The organism is Acidisarcina polymorpha, from assembly GCF_003330725.1.
In the GTDB taxonomy this organism is placed as follows: Bacteria; Acidobacteriota; Terriglobia; order Terriglobales; family Acidobacteriaceae; genus Acidisarcina; species Acidisarcina polymorpha.
The window spans coordinates 453,204-471,846 of sequence record NZ_CP030840.1; the positions used below are offsets into that span (position 1 = coordinate 453,204).

General features: G+C 57.2%; 19 protein-coding genes. 11 read left to right on the top strand and 8 right to left on the bottom strand.

What is annotated here, in order from left to right:
* The first annotated feature begins 104 nt into the window (after positions 1-104).
* Positions 105-1,862: an acyl-CoA carboxylase subunit beta gene (locus tag ACPOL_RS02020; RefSeq protein ID WP_114205577.1), complete on the top strand. Its 1,758-nt coding sequence runs from the start codon at positions 105-107 to the stop codon at positions 1,860-1,862.
* 116 nt (positions 1,863-1,978) lie between these two features.
* On the opposite strand, the gene ACPOL_RS02025 is transcribed toward ACPOL_RS02020, so the two are convergent.
* Together ACPOL_RS02025 and ACPOL_RS02030 are read right to left on the bottom strand one after the other, a co-directional pair.
* The gene (locus tag ACPOL_RS02025; RefSeq protein ID WP_114205578.1) at positions 1,979-2,416 is read right to left on the bottom strand and encodes a type II toxin-antitoxin system VapC family toxin; all 438 of its coding nucleotides are present in this window, start codon (positions 2,414-2,416) and stop codon (positions 1,979-1,981) included.
* Positions 2,413-2,655 carry a type II toxin-antitoxin system Phd/YefM family antitoxin gene (locus ACPOL_RS02030; protein ID WP_150132872.1) on the bottom strand — a complete coding sequence of 81 codons (243 nt, stop codon included), beginning with the start codon at positions 2,653-2,655 and terminating at the stop codon, positions 2,413-2,415. The genes ACPOL_RS02025 and ACPOL_RS02030 overlap by 4 nt, the downstream gene beginning before the upstream one ends.
* Positions 2,656-2,760: 105 nt before the next feature.
* Between ACPOL_RS02030 and ACPOL_RS02035 the strand changes: the two genes are divergently transcribed.
* From ACPOL_RS02035 to ACPOL_RS02050, 4 genes are all read left to right on the top strand, one after another.
* Positions 2,761-3,159, top strand: coding sequence for a hypothetical protein (locus ACPOL_RS02035; RefSeq protein WP_114205580.1), 399 nt, complete (start codon positions 2,761-2,763; stop codon positions 3,157-3,159).
* A gap of 33 nt (positions 3,160-3,192) precedes the next feature.
* The gene (locus ACPOL_RS02040; RefSeq protein WP_114205581.1) at positions 3,193-4,092 is read left to right on the top strand and encodes a beta/alpha barrel domain-containing protein; all 900 of its coding nucleotides are present in this window, start codon (positions 3,193-3,195) and stop codon (positions 4,090-4,092) included.
* Between the two features lie 40 nt (positions 4,093-4,132).
* Positions 4,133-4,951: an enoyl-CoA hydratase/isomerase family protein gene (locus ACPOL_RS02045; RefSeq protein WP_114205582.1), complete on the top strand. Its 819-nt coding sequence runs from the start codon at positions 4,133-4,135 to the stop codon at positions 4,949-4,951.
* A gap of 168 nt (positions 4,952-5,119) precedes the next feature.
* Positions 5,120-6,142, top strand: coding sequence for an aldo/keto reductase (locus tag ACPOL_RS02050; protein ID WP_114205583.1), 1,023 nt, complete (start codon positions 5,120-5,122; stop codon positions 6,140-6,142).
* A 123-nt stretch (positions 6,143-6,265) separates the two neighbouring features.
* On the opposite strand, the gene ACPOL_RS02055 is transcribed toward ACPOL_RS02050, so the two are convergent.
* The 3 genes from ACPOL_RS02055 to ACPOL_RS02065 form a co-directional block, all read right to left on the bottom strand.
* Positions 6,266-6,844, bottom strand: coding sequence for a hypothetical protein (locus ACPOL_RS02055; RefSeq protein ID WP_236657175.1), 579 nt, complete (start codon positions 6,842-6,844; stop codon positions 6,266-6,268).
* The gene (locus tag ACPOL_RS02060) at positions 6,804-7,583 is read right to left on the bottom strand and encodes a hypothetical protein (protein ID WP_114205585.1); all 780 of its coding nucleotides are present in this window, start codon (positions 7,581-7,583) and stop codon (positions 6,804-6,806) included. The genes ACPOL_RS02055 and ACPOL_RS02060 overlap by 41 nt, the downstream gene beginning before the upstream one ends.
* A 324-nt stretch (positions 7,584-7,907) precedes the next feature.
* On the bottom strand, positions 7,908-8,486 hold the full coding sequence (locus tag ACPOL_RS02065) for a hypothetical protein (protein WP_114205586.1): 579 nt from the start codon (positions 8,484-8,486) through the stop codon (positions 7,908-7,910).
* Positions 8,487-8,941: 455 nt separating this feature from the next.
* Here ACPOL_RS02065 and ACPOL_RS02070 point away from each other — a divergent pair, with 455 nt between their 5' ends.
* From ACPOL_RS02070 to ACPOL_RS02080, 3 genes are all read left to right on the top strand, one after another.
* Positions 8,942-10,177 (top strand): hypothetical protein, encoded by a 1,236-nt coding sequence (locus ACPOL_RS02070; RefSeq protein WP_114205587.1) that lies wholly within the window; start codon positions 8,942-8,944, stop codon positions 10,175-10,177.
* Between the two features lie 229 nt (positions 10,178-10,406).
* Positions 10,407-10,790, top strand: coding sequence for a PilZ domain-containing protein (locus ACPOL_RS02075; RefSeq protein WP_236657176.1), 384 nt, complete (start codon positions 10,407-10,409; stop codon positions 10,788-10,790).
* A 17-nt stretch (positions 10,791-10,807) separates the two neighbouring features.
* Positions 10,808-11,575, top strand: coding sequence for a response regulator transcription factor (locus ACPOL_RS02080; RefSeq protein ID WP_114205588.1), 768 nt, complete (start codon positions 10,808-10,810; stop codon positions 11,573-11,575).
* A 46-nt stretch (positions 11,576-11,621) separates the two neighbouring features.
* On the opposite strand, the gene ACPOL_RS02085 is transcribed toward ACPOL_RS02080, so the two are convergent.
* Together ACPOL_RS02085 and ACPOL_RS02090 are read right to left on the bottom strand one after the other, a co-directional pair.
* Positions 11,622-12,095: a MarR family winged helix-turn-helix transcriptional regulator gene (locus ACPOL_RS02085; protein WP_114205589.1), complete on the bottom strand. Its 474-nt coding sequence runs from the start codon at positions 12,093-12,095 to the stop codon at positions 11,622-11,624.
* 94 nt (positions 12,096-12,189) lie between these two features.
* Entirely contained in the window at positions 12,190-12,798 is a 609-nt protein-coding gene (locus ACPOL_RS02090; protein ID WP_114205590.1) for a YceI family protein, read from the bottom strand.
* Between the two features lie 156 nt (positions 12,799-12,954).
* Between ACPOL_RS02090 and ACPOL_RS02095 the strand changes: the two genes are divergently transcribed.
* The 3 genes from ACPOL_RS02095 (at position 12,955) to ACPOL_RS02105 (ending at position 17,788) form a co-directional block, all read left to right on the top strand.
* Positions 12,955-14,184: an MFS transporter gene (locus tag ACPOL_RS02095; protein WP_114205591.1), complete on the top strand. Its 1,230-nt coding sequence runs from the start codon at positions 12,955-12,957 to the stop codon at positions 14,182-14,184.
* A 218-nt stretch (positions 14,185-14,402) separates the two neighbouring features.
* Positions 14,403-16,064: a carboxypeptidase regulatory-like domain-containing protein gene (locus ACPOL_RS02100; RefSeq protein ID WP_161557139.1), complete on the top strand. Its 1,662-nt coding sequence runs from the start codon at positions 14,403-14,405 to the stop codon at positions 16,062-16,064.
* Positions 16,061-17,788, top strand: coding sequence for a carboxypeptidase-like regulatory domain-containing protein (locus tag ACPOL_RS02105; RefSeq protein ID WP_114205593.1), 1,728 nt, complete (start codon positions 16,061-16,063; stop codon positions 17,786-17,788). Before ACPOL_RS02100 ends, ACPOL_RS02105 begins: the two co-directional genes overlap by 4 nt.
* A gap of 137 nt (positions 17,789-17,925) precedes the next feature.
* Here the strand turns inward: ACPOL_RS02105 and ACPOL_RS02110 are convergent, their stop codons facing one another.
* On the bottom strand, positions 17,926-18,552 hold the full coding sequence (locus tag ACPOL_RS02110) for a PadR family transcriptional regulator (protein ID WP_114205594.1): 627 nt from the start codon (positions 18,550-18,552) through the stop codon (positions 17,926-17,928).
* Positions 18,553-18,643: the final 91 nt, after the last annotated feature.

The following is an 18,643-nucleotide window of genomic DNA, read 5'->3' on the forward strand; positions in this document are numbered from 1 at the left end:
GGCCCCTGACAACATAAGGCATTCATAAACGCCGGGCTGCGGGTGCAGAGTAAGTGCGGCTCGCAAGCGAACGGCATGATCGAAATGCTATTCTCCATGTTCCTATGAGCCTCGATCCAAAAGCAGCGAGTTCCAGCCCAGAAGAACCTCATACAACGCCATTGCCGCCCAAGCTGCTGAAAAATGTCCTTGCTTCCCGCTTAGACATCGCGAGCCCGCGTTCGCGAAAGAATGCCGCCTCGATGGCGGCGCTCTGCTCCTCGATGGCTGAGGAAGCCAAGCTCATTCAGCAAGGCGGCGGCCAGAAGGCCGTGGAGGCGCAGCATGCCAAAGGCCGCCTCACCGCGCGCGAACGGGTGGAACTGCTGCTCGACCCAGGCACGACTTTCTTCGAACTCGCGCTGTTCGCAGCTTACGGTATGTATGAAGAATGGGGAGGAGCGCCCGCAGCCGGGACGCTGACCGGCCTAGGCCGCGTCGCGGGACGCTTGGTCATGGTCATCGCCAACGATGCCACGGTGAAGGCAGGAGCCTTCTTCCCGATGACCGCGAAGAAGGTCATCCGCGCGCAGACGATAGCGATGGAGAATCGCATCCCTACGATTTACCTGGTCGACTCGGCGGGTGTCTTCCTGCCGCTCCAGGAAGACGTCTTCCCCGATCAGGATGACTTTGGGCGCATCTTCCGCAACAACGCGGTGATGTCGGCAATGGGCGTCCCTCAGGTCACCGCGATCATGGGCATGTGCGTCGCCGGCGGCGCGTATCTGCCGGTGATGACTGACACCGTTCTGATGACTGAAGGCAGCGGACTTTTTCTCGCCGGCCCGGCGCTGGTGCAGGCCGCAATCGGCCAAAAATATACAGCCGAGGAGCTCGGCGGGGCGGCCATGCACGCCGAAATCTCCGGCACTGTCGACTTCAAGGAGCCCAACGACCATCTCTGCCTGGCGCGGCTGCGTTCTCTGATCAGCCGGCTCGGCCATCCGCCTTCCGCCCCATTCGACCGGGCCGACTTCGTGGAGCAGCGCGACGCGCCGCTCTTTCCTGCCCAGGATCTTGATTCGCTGATGAATCCAGAGGCAGCGACGAATGCCTACGACATGCACGAAATCATCGCGCGCATCGTCGACCGCAGCGAGTTCGATGAATATCGCCCCGACTACGGCCGCACTGTCCTGTGCGGATACGGGCGGATCGGGGGCCATTCGATCGGCATCGTCGCTAACCAGAAGGAACACCAGCCGCATACCGCACCTAACGGTGAGAAACGCACCGAATTTGGCGGCGTCATCTATGCCGAGAGTGCCGAGAAGGCGGCTCGCTTCATCATGGATTGCAATCAGAACCTGATCCCGCTGATCTTTCTCCACGATGTGAACGGCTTCATGGTCGGCCGCGATGCCGAGTGGAGCGGCATCATTCGCGCCGGAGCCAAGATGGTCTCCGCGGTCGCGAACTCAACCGTTCCCAAGATCACCATCATTGTTGGCGGATCGTACGGCGCCGGCCACTACGCGATGTGCGGCAAGGCTTACGATCCACGCTTCATCTTTGCCTGGCCGACAGCCAAATACGCGGTCATGAGCGGGGCCTCCGCCGCCAACACTCTGGTCGAGATCAAGATACGGCAACTCGAACGCGACGGCAAAAAACTTAGCGATCCCGAGAAACAAGAGCTCCTGGAGTCGATCAAGGCCACCTACGAAGCCCAGACAGACTGCCGCTACGCCGCTGCCCGCCTGTGGGTCGATGCCATCATCGAACCAGTCGAAACCCGGACTGCGCTGCTGCTGGCGCTAGAGGCGGTGGCGCTAAATCCTGATGTGGCCAAGTTCAATCCGGGTGTGATTCAGACCTGAGAGCGCATGATCTTGGCTTAGCCGCCTCTATACCCAGCCTATATACCCAACAGCATGGCTTAGGCTCATCGCAAAAGCCCGGAATCATCCGATGGAACAAGGGCGCTGGCTCAAGTTCAATCATTCAGCATCAGGTTAAGGGATTGCGCCAGCGTTCTTTGCTGCGTATCAAAGCTGTAGAATCGGTCTACCCTGAGTTCCAACGCGGTGGAAACATGCAGCAGATCGCCGGTTCGCGTACCAAGCCGCGCCGTCGTCTCCAGCGCCAGTTTGCGTGCGCGTCCAAAGGCGTCTAGCGGCAAAGCGACCACGTCGAAGACGCCCGCCTTCAGGTCCTTATCAAACGCCTTCAAGGCCAGGTGAATCTGGGCAGCGGAAGCCTGCTTGCGAAAAAGCCGCAATCGAAGTGCGTTCACGACTTCCAGTTCGCCGAAAGTGCTGGTGAGAAGAGTGTCCGATATTGAAGCCAATCGCAGGGCCTCTCCGGCAGCGACGGAATGAACGTCGAGACTATAGAGCGAAACCATGAAGCTTGCGTCCAGATAAATCTTCAATAGCGATCACGGTCCTCACGAATCAACTCCGCCCCGCTCACTTCTTGGACCCTATCGCCGTAGATCGAGTGCAACCTGGCCAAGAAGTCGGGCAATTCCGGCCGAGCATGCGGCTTCTCCGGCACGAGCCGCGCGATCACCTTACGGCGCTTGGTGATATGAATCTCTTCGCCTTGGCTCAGGAGCCGTTCAATCTTTGGGAAGTCATAGCGGAGGTCGCGAACGGATGCGCTCTTCATGTGATACATTCTAGCATCACAAACGAGACCATTCCATCTGCGATGCCCGACTTTGGTTCCCTACTGGTTATTCCCGCAATCACTCCACCGACGTAAGCTCAAACTATGGCCGCTACCGCATCGACCCTCCCCAAACGTAAGCCCTCAGCGAGGCGAAAGAGCCGCAAGAAACAATCCCCGGGCTGGATCGCATGGTGGCCGCTCCTGGTTGGCATCGCCGTGACCCCCATTGCCGTCAAGGCGGCCACGCTCATGGCCTTGACCGGCCCTGATGCCCTGCGCCTGCTCTACCCGTGGATGCTGGTCCCCAAGCTGCATTTCCTCGCACTCTCCGATTCGCTCGGCGATACGCTCTCACAAGCCATGATGTACCTGCAGTTCCCGCTCTATGGAGTCTTTGCGATGTTCATCCATCGCTCCAAAGGAGCCGCCGCAGCGATCCTGTGGTTGACGCTGCTCCACCTCATGGCGGTAGGATTGATCTTTGTCGCGGCGCATTCCTGAGCGTACTCGCTCCAACGGCAGCATCGAAGTTCCATGAGAAAGCACAGAACCCCCGCCTTAAAGCTGATCGAATGCCCCCGTGACGCCTGGCAAGCTCTCCCCAGGCCCATTCCCGCCGAAGTCAAGGCCGATTACCTGCGCCTCTTGATCGCCGCCGGACTGAAGCACATCGACGCCGTCTCTTTCGTATCGGCGGCGGCGGTTCCGCAGATGGCCGACTCCGAACAGGTCTTGAAGTACCTCGATGCGGCGGTTCCCGATATGCCCGAGGACGTAGAGATCATCGCCATCGTTGTCAACGAAAAGGGCGCAGAGCGAGCCATCGCTACTGCCGCGGTGCAAACCCTCGGCTTCCCCTATTCCATCTCGCCCGAGTTCCTGAAGCGCAACCAGAACCAGACGCCGGAGGAATGCCTCGATGTGTTGGAGGCAATCGGCCAACTCGCCTTTAAAGCCGGCCTGGATATTGTCGCTTACGTATCGATGGCCTTCGGAAACCCCTATGGCGACGCCTATGACACCGAAGAAGTCATCGCCGCCTGCGATCTGCTTGTCGATATGGGGATTACTCAGATTTCTCTTGCGGATACGGTCGGCCTGGCGACACCGCGCCAGATTGAAGATCTCTCAACCGATGTGCTGGCGGTCCACGATGACATCGAGATTGGCTTGCATCTTCACGCCCATCCAAATGATGTTGCGCTCAAGGTAGCAGCGGCGTATCGTGCGGGCATAAGGCGAATGGACATGGCCGTTGGCGGCCTGGGCGGTTGTCCTTTTGCACAAGATGCATTGGTCGGCAACTTGGCCACTGAGTTGGCCATCGCGGAGCTGAAACGGTTGGGCGCCGAACTTCCGGCGCTTGCGCCCCTCGATGGGATCATCGCCGCCAATCAGGCCATTGCAGACAAGTTCGGAGCAGCAATTCAGTAACGGCACAAGGCAGCGGCCTTATCGGGGGCGAGAGAGAACGATGAGCAAGTACACCACCATCCAAATCTGCGACGACAGCAACGTCAGGACCATCAAGATGAATCGTCCGGAAAGGCGCAATGCGCTGAATGCGACGATGATCGCCGAACTCATTATTGCGCTCGAACACGCTGCCGACGGACCTTGCGGCGCCCTCATTCTCACCGGAGCGGGGAAGTGTTTCTGCGCCGGGCTGGACCTCGAAGAGCTTCGGCAAATGGAATCTCGAACCATCGAAGAACATCTTTCCGACGCTGAACAGTTCGCCAAGCTCATGAGGCTGCTGTACGACTTTCCCAAACCGACCATCGCCGCAGTGAACGGCCCCGCGATCGCCGGGGGCACAGGGTTAGCCACGGTTTGCGACTTCACCTACGCCTCTTCCGATGCGACCTTTGGCTATACCGAGGTCCGGATCGGATTTGTGCCCGCCATTGTGTCTTCCTTCCTGCTTCGTCAGTTAGGCGAGAAGCAGGCCCGCGATCTGTTGCTCTCCGGCAGAATTTTCGACGCCAAAGAAGCGCACCAGCTTGGACTCGTCACACGGATCATCGTCCATCCCCAGATTCTGTTGCGGGAAGCGTTTAATCAGGGTCTTTGCCTGCTCAAGAACAGCCCTGAAGCGATGCGCTGGACCAAAGGATTGCTTGGCGAGCATGTCCGCGACAGCCTTGATCTGGAGACCGCACGGGCTGCTCAGTGGAATGCCCGCGCGAAGCAAAATGACGATTTCCGCGAGGGCATCCATGCTTTTCTGGAGAAGCGGGCGCCGCTCTGGCCTTCTCTTCACAAGAAGACCTCGAAGTATCAGCCTGTCTGAGAACAGCCGGCAAGCATCCGCATTGCTCTTTCTGCTGAACTCCCGACGCGGCTCGTAGTCTGAAGGTAACGTGGCGATCGCTTTCCCCTCCGAGATTCCCACAAAGACTGAAGCTCGCTCCTCGCGCAAAAAGGATCGTGGTTTCCCTCGCCCGCATCAGAACGGGATATGTCTACTGCATCCACCAACGCAAGCAAAGCTGGCTCCCTCAGCGAAGCGAATCTGACGACTCGTCCACTCGGTGACTCCAATCTCCATCTGACCCGCATCGGGTTCGGCGCCTGGGCAACCGGCGGAGGTAACTGGGAATTCGCCTGGGGTGCGCAAGACGATAACGAATCAGTCAGGACCATAGAACATGCCCTGGATCTCGGCATCAACTGGATCGATACCGCGGCAATTTACGGCCTCGGACACTCGGAAGAGATCGTCGCCAAAGCCCTCAAGCACGTCGTCAAGAAGCCCTACGTCTTCACGAAATGTTCCATGCGATGGACAGAGGACCGGCAAATCTACCGAAGCTTGAAGCCCGGGTCGATCCAAGAGGAGATCGAAGCCTCGCTGCGCCGGCTGCGCGTCGATACCATCGATTTGTACCAGATCCACTGGCCCAATCCCGATGACGAGATCGAGGAAGGCTGGGAGGCGATGGCCAAACTGCAGCAGCAGGGCAAGGTCCGCTATCTCGGGGTCTCAAACTTCAACGTGGATCAAATCAAGCGCGTCCAGAAGATCGCCCCCGTAACCTCGCTTCAGCCCCCATATTCGCTGCTGAACCGGAGTGTTGAGGCGGAGATTCTCCCTTATTGCCTGGCGCAAAACATCGGAGTCATCAACTATTCGCCGATGGCTTCAGGGCTTCTCAGCGGGAAAATGACTGCCAAGCGGATCCAGCAGATGCCGCAGGACGACTGGCGTAAACGCAGCCCCAACTTCAACGAGCCTAAGTTATCTCAGAATTTGAAACTGGTTGAGCGTTTAAAGGAAATCGGACAGGAATACGGAGTTGAACCCGGTGCTGTGGCTGTAGCATGGACGCTACAGAATCCCGCCATCACGGCTGCAATTGTGGGCGCCCGGCGTCCCGATCAGGTCGACGGCACCCTTGCCGCTGCCGCTCTGGTACTCAAACGGGAAGAAATTGCGAAGATCGGGGAGTTTATTAATACAACCCAGGGAGCGCGCCAGTAATCTAAATAACAGAGAAGTGCGGTACAACGATTCGAAAATCAGCACTCTCGCTCCGCACATGGGACGCTTTCAACGGCGTCCCGTTTTTTCGCTGTGCGTTTAGACTTGCGGTTCTCCGGTTACCTACATTGCGTCGAGAAACTTCGGGAACAGTAGCGCGGAATGTTCTTGAAAGGTCGAGGTCATTCTCGCCAACATCGCAGTATAGGCGACTGTGGCACGATGAGCGCTGATTCGCGCGGCAACGGATGATTGCGAGAAAACGTGTTGCGCCAGAGCGATTAGGACACATATGCGAATTTGAAAGGCATCGCTGCGGATGCTCTCCAGCACCTCTTCAGGTATGGCGCCGCGGTCCGCGTGTTCCGACGCATAGTCCGCTAGTTGAACCAAAACCGGAGCATTGCTGTACATAGCCCACAAACCCTTAGCTCCAGAAATCCGGTCCCATATGTCTTCGGGAGTAGCGCTGACCTGGTCACTATACAAATATCGCTTGGTAACATCCTCGAAACCCCAATCGTTCGGCCGAAGCTTAACCACGAGTTGGTCCCATGTCTCGGCGCGGCGTTTCGATTGACGACTTCTCCAATAACCAGCATAGGCGAGCATGAGAGCGGTAATCAATACCTGGATAAGTGGCAACATATGGTAACTTTGGTTACTTTCTGGATAAGCGAGCAGCTGCAGCGCGATTTTCACCTGCTACTTCCGCTATTGATATCAGAAAACTAGCCATTTTGGGATTAAATTCGCGTCTTGCGACCTCTTTTTTCGCCAGGACGTAACTCCAGTAACCTAACGCTACACACCAGCCGACGATTCTCATCTGTTCAAGCAGGTGGTAGCGGTATTCGTCCCTACCCGTGAAGTGGTGGGTGAGCTCGACGACCAGAATAATTGCAGAATACCCGGCAAACCCAGTTGCGATTTGAAGCACATGGTTTTTCCATCCGATGCCCAGCATCTGTGAAAATCCCATAATGGAGACGAAGATCACTAAACGCAGGATTGCAAAGGTGAAATTCATCCGTAGAAAATATCTTCCCCACCGATTCAGCGACTCCGGGCTTGAATGCGCCGTCAGTAAGATGGCGCCCAGTACCCCGATAACGACAATAAAGCCAAAAAGGATCAGGGCGGATCTCGGCAGCGACTTTTTTACTGGACTGACGACGTTGGTTGCAACTTCGAGCAAGATTCCGAGTTGAAGCAGAAACTCCGGCACCGCGTTAGCAAAATAAATGACGAAGTAGGTTTTCTCGGAGACATGTCGGAAAGACAGCATGATCAACAGGTCCGACAACGATGAATAGAGAATGTACGCTGTAAAAAGAGGAAACGAACGGTCAAAACGTCGACGGGCCAATATTAGAAAAAGCGCGAGTTGGCCGAGATCGCTGAACAACAAAAGAGCTACGTCGATGCTGGTTAGATCCATTCATTGCTCCAGCCGAAGCTGTGGGGGTGGCGTGGTAACCCCTCCCAGCGAACAGAATACACGGCTTATCTAATTGGAACGCCGCTCCAAACCCGACCCGTCTACTGGAAGATTACGCTTGTAACGGCAGGCCCGTTCCCCCAATCACACCGATGCTACGCGTTGGAACCTTCGGCGCTGGGAGGCCAGGGCCGGCTACTTCGATCACACCGACGCTGCGTGTCGGAACCTTCGGAGCAGGCAGGCCAGGGCCCGTTCCCCCAATCACACCGATGCTACGCGTTGGAACCTTCGGCGCTGGGAGGCCAGGGCCGGCTACTTCGATCACACCGACGCTGCGTGTCGGAACCTTCGGAGCAACGGCAGGCCCGTTCCCCCAATCACACCGATGCTACGCGTTGGAACCTTCGGCGCTGGGAGGCCAGGGCCGGCTACTTCGATCACACCGACGCTGCGTGTTGGAACCTTCGGAGCGGGCAGGCCAGGGCCGGCTACTTCCACACCCATGCTGCGCGTCGGAACCTTCGGGGCAGGCAGGCCAGGGCCAGCGACTTCGATCACGCCCATGCTACGCGTCGGCACCTTTGGCGCGGGAAGGCCGGGGCCAGCTATTTCGATCACACTCATGCTGCGCGTTGGAACCTTCGGCGCGGGCAAACCAGGGCCGGCTACTTCCACACCGATGCTACGCGTCGGAACCTTCGGCGCTGGAAGGCCAGGGCCGGCTACTTCGATCACACCCATGCTGCGTGTCGGCACCTTGGGAGCAGGCAGGCCGGGGCCGGCTATCTGGGGTATAGGCCGGGGAGTAAAGTGCGTCTCAGAAGCATCCTTAGGAGAGTTAAACAGCAGAAACGCGCTGACTACGGCAAAAACGCTCGAGCGAACAGTCTTGATCGGCATGGGAATCTCCTCAGGTGATATTGTTGAACTTAGTGGCAAATAGGGATGGTTGCAGCGATGTTACCTGACTAATTAGGGAACCGACGCCTTAGGGAACCGACGCCGGTCTAGCGCATACGTCGGGCAGTGCCGGCAGCCAAGCAGCAGGAAAGTGGAATCGCTATAGCCGAGAGAGGCCGCAACGCCTTCGTTTTTCAGGGATCGTGGCCAAGGTGGCACGGATCTTCAGTCGTTAATGGTAATCTCGTGTTATCAACATGCATGACTCTAGTACTTCTGACAAGAGCCAAATAGACCAATCTTGTAATACTGTATTCCGACTTATATCTACGAAAATTACACATTTCCTCTAACCGGTCTATCCTGGTACTTTGAATTTTCTCTTTATGGAACTTCTCGCGCTGCTCCATAAGGGATATCCGTGGGGCGCCCGCTTGAGGTAATCGGAAAACCTCGTGATCCGGAAATTCCGCCAGGATTTCAATCGTCAATATCGACCCGAACTCTACTCCAACCTCTTGGCCTCGTTGGAAAGAGCAACTGGTGGGCCAATCGAGTTTCGCGTGGCCGAAAGTCCCTGTTTTTTTTCGATGGAATTGATGGAACACATCGCTGCGATCGGCAGTGAACTCACCCGCAGGCTGGTGGATGATCCTGATTATCTCTGGCGCTCCCGAGCTGCCATTCCAGACGCTTACCGGATGCCGGAGCAGTCGGAGCATCCGCACTTTATGACTGCGGATTTTGGCCTGGTGCGCACCCCTCAGGGGGAACTCGAACCGAGGCTCGTCGAACTCCAGGCATTTCCCTCCATCTTTGCCTATCAATGCCTTCTGGCCGAGGCCTATCGCGAAACCTATGCACTCGATGACGGCCTCGATCCGTTCTTGGGCGGCCACACGGAAAACAGCTTCTGGAGGCTTTTTTCTCGTGTCATTCTTGGCGACCATGATCCTGAAAACGTCGTCCTCAGCGAGGTGGATCCGCTCCACCAAAAGACGCTGCCTGATTTTCGGCTCACAGCCGACCGTCTCGGCATTTCCATCGTTGATATTTCGGAACTGGTGAAAATCGAGCAGGCTGGAGGGCCGCCGAAACTTTTCCGCCGCGATGGGCATCGCCTGGTGCCCGTGCATCGGATTTATAATCGGGCGATCGTCGATGAACTCGTTCGAAGGAACATTCAACTCCCGTTCGACTATCGCGAGCCAATCGACGTGGAGTGGGCGGGCCATCCGAACTGGTACTTTCATATCAGCAAATTCTCGCTCCCTTTTCTCCACCATCCCGCGGTTCCTCCTGCCGTCTTTCTCAATGAATGGCTCGAAGGTAGGGAGCGGGATCGTCTACCCGCCGATCGCGATCTCTTGATCTTGAAACCGCTCTTCTCCTTTGCTGGAAAAGGAATCCAGTTCGCCCCTTCGGACGAAGATCTGCTCAGCATTCCTGAGCCGGAACGCGGGGGGTACCTACTCCAGGAGAGGGTCCAGTTTGAGCCAGTCATCGACACCCCTTTCGGCATGACTCAAGCCGAAATCCGAATTCTTTACCTATGGCCCGATGGGGGAGACTTGGATCCGGTTCTATCGTTGATTCGGCTCGGCCGCGGCAAGATGATGGGCGTAGACCATAACCGGGATCAACAATGGGTCGGAGGATCAGCCGCCTTTTGTCCGCCGCGTGCATCCTGACGACGCAAACAGTAGCAACCCTACTCAGCTAAGTCTTTGGGAATTTCTCCGCAGGAGGTACGGCTCGAACACCAGACAGCAGTTATACGGAAAGTGTCTCTCAGGCTTCTACAAACCTGATGGGTGGATGCAGATTGCTTTCCCAATGATAGCCGAATCAATTAATTTTGGTGGCCTTGGTCCACTACATGTAAACTTAGGTAACTCGTGATCAACGAGAAAGACAGTTATGGTAGTAGAAGAGGTCACTTGCTGGATGCTCACCAAAATGGGACCAGAGATAGAACTCGTATCCCTTCCGGAAAATCCAGGAGCGGTGGAAGTGCGTTGTGCGGTGCGATTTCCCTTGTGTCTGCCGATCCAGGTAATTACCGCCAAAGGGGCTTACGACGCAATCACCGAAAATATCTCAGCCAGTGGTGTGTTGTTTCAGTCACGCGAAGATCTAGGCGTCGATAGCCGAGTAGAGTTTCTCCTCAAAATGCCTGCCAGCGTGATTGGCGCCGAAGATGACGTGACCCTTCACTGTGTTGGTAGAGTCGTACGTTCTTATTTGGAACAAGAGCACTATCATGCCGCTGCTGTAATTGACGATTACCGTTTTAGCCACTAACGCTGTCTGGCGAGTTTATGGTAACGACCAATACCGAATTCTTCGAGGAGATTCCATCGGAGGACGGCCTTGCGGCTGCCACCCAGAGTCTTCCATTGATCCGTGTCATTCTCGCCGACTCTCAGGCGATCTACCGCGTCGGCATCCGCAAGATCTTCGCGTTAGAGGACGATATTCGCGTCGTCGCTCAGGTGGATACGCTCGAGAGCCTTCATGCCGCAGTCCAGAGATTTCCTTCGGATATTGTGCTGCTCGAAGGCAGCCTCCTAACAGGCAAGACCGATGCCATTCCGGACCTCATGCGGCTCGCTCCGCAAGCGAAGGTCATCGTTCAGGCCCTGGCGGCGGATGAATCGAATACAGTCGAGTTATACCGGCGAGGGGTGCGAGGCATCATTCCCCGCTCCATTTCTCCCGACCTGCTGGTGAAATGTGTTCGCAAGATCGCCCAGGGCGAGACCTGGATCGACAACCAGTCGGTCAATTGGGTGATCGAGGCGTACCGCTCCAATGCCGCCGCAATTACCAATCCTCGCACTCAGCCCCGGCTCTCTCCGAAGGAACTCTCGATCATCCATTGCATCACGGAAGGAAAGAGAAACAAGGAGATTGCTTTTCAGATTGGAACCACCGAACAGGTCATCAAGAATTATTTACGCAAGATCTACGACAAGCTCGGAGTCTCCGATCGACTCGAACTCGCGCTCTACTGTCTCCATCATCACTTGATACCAGATGGCGCCTCTTCGGCAGCGAAGCCGGCCGACAAGCTGGGAAAGATCTAACCGGTCACGCCGTAAGGCGCTGTATGGTTTGTCCCGCTCTGAATATCTAAGCCGCGATCCCTTGTCGAATCTCTTCCAGCAGTTCTATCAAGCACCGAAGTTTTTCTTCTGTCATGTGGCCCAGCATCGACTTTGCCGAGGCATCGACGACCGGATCCAATTGGGCCAGGACCTCCAGACCGGCCGAAGTAATTCGCGAGTAGACCACCCGCCGGTCCCGGTCATTGCGATGGCGCTCGATAAGCGCTTCGCGCTCCAGGCGCTCGAGCAAACGGGTGATATCCGGATCGCGGCTGACCATCCGTTCTCCAATCTCACTACATCGAAGACCCGGCTCGCCGGCGCCTCGTAAGATTCTCAACACGTTGTACTGCGGCGCAGTCAACCCGCGCGGCTTAAGAATTTGCTGGATCAGGTGCAGCATAAGGCCGGAGGTCCGGTGGATGTTTAGGATCGTCTCTTGTTCCAGACCAGAAAACGGCTTGTTCTGCTTAATTTCTTCCTGGAGTCTGGCTCCCATCCTCTACCCTCGATTGAATCGCCCTACGGAGCAGGCAGAACCCGCTCCGGCGATCTCATACGGCACGCTTTTGATTCAGATTGGAACGTGTTGGTTATTGCTTGACGATCTCGACGTCCAGTTCGACTTTGATGTCGTCGCCAACTACGGAGTCCCCTGACTTCAGGCTGCCGCTCCAAATGAGTCCGAAGTCCTGGCGGTGAATCGACGTAGTCGCTGAGAATGCAATGCGTGTCTTGCCCTGAGGATCAACCTGTTCTTTGCTTGGCCCGTCGAGGTCAAGAGTGACGCTTTTGGTGACGCCATGCATGGTCAAATCGCCAATCAATTGCTTCTTGCCGCCGTCATCGGTCAGTTTCTTGCTCACGAAGTTCATCGTCGGGTATTTGGCTGCGTCGAAGAAGTCGGGACTCTTCAGATGATCATCACGCTTCGAGTTGCCGGTGTCGACGGTGGTCACGTCGATGGTCGCATTGACGCTGGATTTGCCCGGGTCTTTTTCATCAAGGTTGACCGTGCCCGTCACTCCGCCGAATCGACCGTGGACGTTGGAAATTCCCATATGCTTGACGGTGAAATCCGCTTCGCTGTGAGCGGGATCGATCTTCCAGGTCGAGGTTTGTGCCTGCGCGATAGCGGTTCCCGCTACCATCCCAACGATAACTAAAAACTTCGATAAACCAGCCTTACTGAAAACCTTCATCGTTCCAGCCTCCCGCCCCTTGTCTGGTAAGCAACAGGGTGCTTCCTAAAGATGAACCACAGAGATAATCGTTGCAACAATTATTTGCATATTCGCGCGATATTCCTGGTCCTGTGCGTCTCTGGTATGCTTCGACGCATCCCATAGCAATCTTTCATGAAATGGCATAACTACTTTCGCTCCATCAGCAGCGCCCAGCGCCACGCCTTCTTCGCCTGCTTGCTCGGTTGGACGATGGATGCGTTCGACTTCTTCATCCTGGTCTTTTGCGTTTCCGCGATCGCCAGGGACTTTCATGCCCGTGTGCCGGCGGTCACCCAGGCAATTTTTCTCACTTTAGCGTTTCGTCCAGTTGGCGCTTTGCTCTTCGGTGCGCTTGCGGACCGCTATGGGCGGCGTCCTGCCTTGATGATCAACATCGGCTGCTTCTCGGTTCTGGAACTGGCCTGCGCCTTTGCTCCGTCTCTCCATGTTTTGCTCATTCTGCGAGCGCTGTTTGGGGTCGCCATGGGCGGCGAATGGGGAGTAGGAGCGGCCCTCGCCTTGGAGAGTCTGCCGAAGGAGAGCCGCGGTTTCTTCTCCGGTCTGTTGCAGGAGGGATATGCTTTGGGCTATCTTCTCGCTGCTCTCGCCTACACTTTGCTCTTCCACTTCATCGGATGGCGCGGCATGTTCATCGTAGGGGCGGCGCCGGCCGTGCTGGTCGCCTATATCGGCTTGAAGGTGGAAGAATCCCCGGTCTGGGTGGAAGGACGGATTCGACAGGCCGCCGCCACGGTTCGGCCCACCTTCGGCGCCAACCTCCGGCGTTACGGGCTCACGTTCCTGTTTCTCATTTTGCTGATGACCGGCTTCAATGGCTTCTCCCATGGAACTCAGGACTTGTACCCCACTTTCCTGGAGCATGACCATCTGCTCTCACCGGCCGCAACCGGCAGCATCGCCATCGTCTACACCATAGGCATGATCCTTGGCGGGATTACGGTCGGCACACTTTCAGAGCGGTTTGGCCGCAAACCTGCAATCATCGGCGCCGTTCTGCTTTCGATTCCCATCATCCCCCTGTTTGCGCTCTCCCATCCCCTGTGGCTTCTCATTCCAGGAGCATTTCTCATGCAGTTTATGGTCCAGGGAGCCTGGGGAGTGATCCCTGCCTACCTGAGTGAACTCTCACCCGAACCCGTGCGCGCCACCTTTCCAGGCCTGGCCTACCAATTGGGCAACTTGATCACGTCGCGCAACTCGGTCTTGCAGGCTGAGGCTGCGGTTCGCTTCGGCGGATACCGAAAGGTCCTTGCCCTGACCGTGCTGATCGGCGCGGTCTATCTGGCGCTGGTTACCTCGTTCGGACGGGAATCTCGAGGGGCCGATCTGTCCGCCAGCTGAAATGCTTCGGAGCTTGTCGGCCGGTTCCGATACGAATGTGTCGGCTCACAGCCCCCTTCGTTCTTGCGTCCAAAGGATGGTCGAGGTGAAGTAAGGAAGATCGACGGGGCCCGCACGCCGGAGAACCTCGATGTCGCTTCCGATAAACAGTGCTACTCTGACTCCGCTGGGGACCTATTCAGGATGCTGCTGTCATGACACGAGCATGGAAAAGGTGGATGCGCCTCCGCATAGTTTTCCTTGCCCTTGCTGGTTCTCTGACTGCGACTGGACAGGATTCTGGCTCTGGAATCCAACTTTTTGCGATGGGACAAAGTCCCCTACCAGTACAGGGGGAACAAAAGCCGCACACCGTCCAAGGGACAGTCGTCAACAGCGTGACGGGAGAACCGATTTACCGGGCTCTGGTGCAGGTTGGAGGAGAGTTCGCGACGCTGACCGACCACGAAGGTCATTTCGAGTTTAACGATGTCACCTCGCCCGCAATTCCAGCCTGGGCGATGAAACCCGGATACTTTGCCGAAAACCGCTTTCAACGCTCGTCTCCGGGGGCTCAGTCGAACAACGATCCCGTAGTGGTAAAGTTAGTGCCCGAGGCGGTGATCTCAGGCACCGTTACCGGCCAGGATGGCAGCCCGCTCGAAGGCATCCATGTTCAATTGAAGACTCTGACCGTCTCGAACGGACTGAACCGCTGGGTGCAGCGTCAGGGAACCACGACCAACTCCGAGGGCCGGTTTCGCTTCTACGAACTCCCTGCCGGTAAATACGCGCTTTCTACCGGTTTTCATCTGGACGGTCTACCCGACTCCCAAACCGCCGTCGCCTACGTGCCGGCGCAATATCCGGAGGCTGGTGGCGCGACCGAGGCATCCGCGATCGTCGTCGCTCCGGGAGATCATCGCGAAGCCACCCTCAGCCCCAACGTGGAAAAACTCTATCCGGTTACCGGAACAGTCAGCGGATACGGGGAGAGTCGAAACGTCAGCTTCCATATCGAAACCGCGAGCGGTGAAGAAATTACTCCCATAGTCCGTTTCTTCGCGCATACCGGGGAGTTCCGTTTGATGCTTCCCGGCGGCGCATACATGGTGACGGCAACCGCCTACCAGCAAGGGATGAGAGGTCGCGGACAACTTGAATCGACGCGGGCGATCACCGTACCAGAAGGTCCGGTTAGCGGCGTCGGCTTTACCCTGGAGCCAGCTGCAAATATCCCCGTCGATATCGAACTGACGACCGTCAATCAACCCGCGGAGGGCTCCGTACAACAGCCTCCTTCCCCGAACATCGCACTCGTCAATGTCGATCCGCATTCTCCGTACTCGATGCTCTTCGCGGCGCCGCTTCACCATGGCGATTCCTACGAAGTTCCCGGCGGGCCGGGGCCGCGCCAGTTTGAAAGCGTACCGCCAGGACGCTATACGCTGTTCTCGACGCCGGATGGCGGTTGGTATGTGGCATCGGCCTACTGCGGGAGCGTCGATCTGACCCGGGAAGAACTGGTCGTCACCGGAGGAGCGGCGGGATGTTCGATCCGGATCGTGCTGCGGAATGATTCCGGATCCGTCCATGTATCTGTGCGAGATCCGCGCGCCGATAACGGTCAGCCTCAATCAGGCGCGGCGGTCTACCTGTTGCCGCTCGGAGACTTCATCCGCCAGGAAGTCCAGATTCCATCGAATGCTCTCTCTGCGGACTCTACGATGACCGGAGTCGCTCCAGGCCGTTATCTAGCCGTGGCCCTGGATCATCCTCAAGAGTTGGCCTATCACGACCTGGAGGCGCTCCGCCGCTATGCCCCACTTGGCCAGGAGGTGACCGTAACTCCGAACGGAAAGGCCGATGTTGAAGTCAATCTGGTGAATGGCGAGCCATGATTGCCACTCCCCGCAAATGGGTGAAGCTCTTCCCGGGCTGCTTACATCTTTCTCGCGTTCTCAGCGAAATGGCCGTGGCCTTTACAGTAATTGCGTTAATCGCAATGCCGCCCGGCATTGCGCAGCAGCCACCAACGGCCCCTGCCAGGGCGACGAACCGCCCCGCCGCCAGCGGCTACCGGATCACTGGGAAAGTCGTCGATGCACACTCCGGCGCGCCGCTCAGCCGGTGTTCCGTCCAGATCGCCGACGTCAAGGAACGCACTCAGTCGCGCACCCTGATCTCCGGGGACGATGGCAGCTTCGCCTTCAACGACGTGCCTCCCGGAAAGTATTCGCTCACCGCTCAACGCCGCGGTTACCTCACCCAAGCCTATGAAGAGCACGACGATTTTTCGACTGCCATCGCCGTCGGCCCTAGTCTCGAACCGGAGAACCTGGTCTTCCAGCTGACTGCCGAAGCCGTGTTGGCCGGCACCATTGTCGACGAAGCAGGAGATCCGGTCCGGGGAGCGCAGATCCGGCTCTTCGAAGATCAGGACAATAGCGGCAGGCGCAGCACCGTGCAGCGGCAGGCAGTGATGAGCGACGACCGCGGCGCTTATGAAATTGCCGGAATCAAACCGGGCGCCTATTTCCTGGTGGTGACCGCGCGACCCTGGTATGCGCAGCGGCTTCAACGAACAACGAGCGGCGCTCAGGAGGACCAAGCTAACAGCGAGGCTAGCGAGTCTCAGGCGTTGGATGTGGCATATCCCACCACTTTCTACCCCGGCGTGACCGATGAGGATTCAGCAACGCCTATTCCGGTCAAAGGTGGCGAACGGCTTGAGGCGAACCTGACTCTGTCGCCTCAACAAGCCTTGCGGCTGCGAGTGAATCTTCCATCAGGGGAAAGCCGGCGCGGCACCTCCGTGATGCTCTCCCAGTCTCTCTTCGGGCAGGTAGAACCCTCCCCCACGCAAATGACTTTTGGCCCTGACGGAACCGTGGAAGTCGACGGCATTCTGCCCGGACACTACGATGTCGCAGTAAGCCGGTTTGGGGGTGAGGGGCAGCGGGCTTCAGACCCTAAGCACTTTGAAGCGGATGTGAGCGGGGGAGCCACCGAGCTCGCTGAAGACACCGGGATCGGAGAAGTCAGCCTCACCGGCAAGGTCGCCTCCGGCACCGGCAAGTTGCCATCGCCAGCAGGAATATCATTCCGGTCCTCGCATGGACACCGTCAGGAATTCGCCGCCTTGAGTGATGCTGGAGAGTTCACCATCTCCCTCCAGCCGGGAACTTACGAAGTCATCGGTAATGTCACCGGCATGTATATCGCTGGACTCACCGCCAACGGAGCCTCCCTCACCGGCCGTATGCTGACCCTGAAAGCCGGCGACACCCCGAAACTCACGATCATCGCCGGGAGCGGCGAAGGCGAGGTCGAAGGGGTCGCCCTTCGCAGCGGCAAACCGGCAAGTGCGGTCTTAGTGCTGCTTGCTCCCCTCGACCCCAAGAACAACGAGATTCTCTTTCGCCGCGATCAGTCCGACTCGGATGGCACATTCGATTTACAAAATGTCGTTCCCGGGCACTACCGTCTTTTGGCGATCGAAAAAGGCTGGGAGCTCGAATGGGCGAATCCCGCCGTCCTCGAAGCTTTCTGGGCAAAGAGTGTTCCCGTCGAGGTCAAGCCCGGCGATCACCTGAAGCAGCCGGTCGAGGTGCAGTCTCGCTGATCAGCGACGTGCTCGAGTGCCGATCAGAGGTAGCGTCACCTCATCGAGTCAATACCAAACAAAAAGCCATCCTCCTTAGCGAGGGTGGCTTTTTTAGCCTTGCTAGAAAGCGGCTGATGAAATCAGCCTGACTCGGTCTAGCTCTGCTCCACCTGGCGCGCCGCTGCGTCGATCGCCTCAACGATCTTCCGAACTTGCTCTTCGCTGAGTGATCCCTGCGAAGTCTTCAGCCGCAGCGCCATTCTGAAGTTCTCCACCGCCCGCATGATCTGCGGAGCGCGACCCCGGCCAAAAGCAGCACCGGCCTGGTCCATTCTCTCGAAGAGACCATCCACTGCGGCCTTGTTCGTCTCAAGCGCCGCTGTCCCTTCAGGCGTGATGGTATGCAGCTTCTTCGTGCCTTCGCCAGTGGTTACGGTGACGTAGCCCAACTCCTCGAGCAGCGTTAGGGTTGGATAGACGACTCCGGGACTGGGCGCGTACGAACCGCCAAGCCGCTCCTCAATGGCCTTGATAATGTCGTAGCCATAGCGAGGCTTGTCGGCAATCAGCTTCAGGATCACAAAACGCAGGTCCCCGTTGTCGAAGACTCTTCCGCGAAACCGGCCGCCGAAGTGTCTCCCGCCAAAATCGGCGCCAGCTTCGCTGTGCCGTCCACGAAAATGTTTATCACCGCAATGACGTCCGCGACCGAATCCGGACCCTGATCCACAATGCCGGCTGCGTGCTTCCTCTACTTCTCTTGCAAATACCTCTTCAAACATGTTGTATCCTTTCGTTTCGATATGTCTAAAGATATATCTAAATACAGTCTAAGTCAATAAACTTCGAAAATGCTGCAGAATGCTCCAACTT

Coding starts and splice junctions, on each gene's coding strand:
- ACPOL_RS02080 (WP_114205588.1), top strand. CDS start 10,808: ATGGTAACGACCAATACCGAATTCTTCGAGGAGATTCCATCGGAGGAC.
- ACPOL_RS02065 (WP_114205586.1), bottom strand. CDS start 8,486: ATGCCGATCAAGACTGTTCGCTCGAGCGTTTTTGCCGTAGTCAGCGCG.
- ACPOL_RS02100 (WP_161557139.1), top strand. CDS start 14,403: ATGCGCCTCCGCATAGTTTTCCTTGCCCTTGCTGGTTCTCTGACTGCG.
- ACPOL_RS02075 (WP_236657176.1), top strand. CDS start 10,407: ATGGTAGTAGAAGAGGTCACTTGCTGGATGCTCACCAAAATGGGACCA.
- ACPOL_RS02090 (WP_114205590.1), bottom strand. CDS start 12,798: ATGAAGGTTTTCAGTAAGGCTGGTTTATCGAAGTTTTTAGTTATCGTT.
- ACPOL_RS02085 (WP_114205589.1), bottom strand. CDS start 12,095: ATGGGAGCCAGACTCCAGGAAGAAATTAAGCAGAACAAGCCGTTTTCT.
- ACPOL_RS02035 (WP_114205580.1), top strand. CDS start 2,761: ATGGCCGCTACCGCATCGACCCTCCCCAAACGTAAGCCCTCAGCGAGG.
- ACPOL_RS02040 (WP_114205581.1), top strand. CDS start 3,193: ATGAGAAAGCACAGAACCCCCGCCTTAAAGCTGATCGAATGCCCCCGT.
- ACPOL_RS02110 (WP_114205594.1), bottom strand. CDS start 18,552: ATGTTTGAAGAGGTATTTGCAAGAGAAGTAGAGGAAGCACGCAGCCGG.
- ACPOL_RS02060 (WP_114205585.1), bottom strand. CDS start 7,583: ATGGATCTAACCAGCATCGACGTAGCTCTTTTGTTGTTCAGCGATCTC.
- ACPOL_RS02020 (WP_114205577.1), top strand. CDS start 105: ATGAGCCTCGATCCAAAAGCAGCGAGTTCCAGCCCAGAAGAACCTCAT.
- ACPOL_RS02105 (WP_114205593.1), top strand. CDS start 16,061: ATGATTGCCACTCCCCGCAAATGGGTGAAGCTCTTCCCGGGCTGCTTA.
- ACPOL_RS02095 (WP_114205591.1), top strand. CDS start 12,955: ATGAAATGGCATAACTACTTTCGCTCCATCAGCAGCGCCCAGCGCCAC.
- ACPOL_RS02050 (WP_114205583.1), top strand. CDS start 5,120: ATGTCTACTGCATCCACCAACGCAAGCAAAGCTGGCTCCCTCAGCGAA.
- ACPOL_RS02045 (WP_114205582.1), top strand. CDS start 4,133: ATGAGCAAGTACACCACCATCCAAATCTGCGACGACAGCAACGTCAGG.
- ACPOL_RS02030 (WP_150132872.1), bottom strand. CDS start 2,655: ATGAAGAGCGCATCCGTTCGCGACCTCCGCTATGACTTCCCAAAGATT.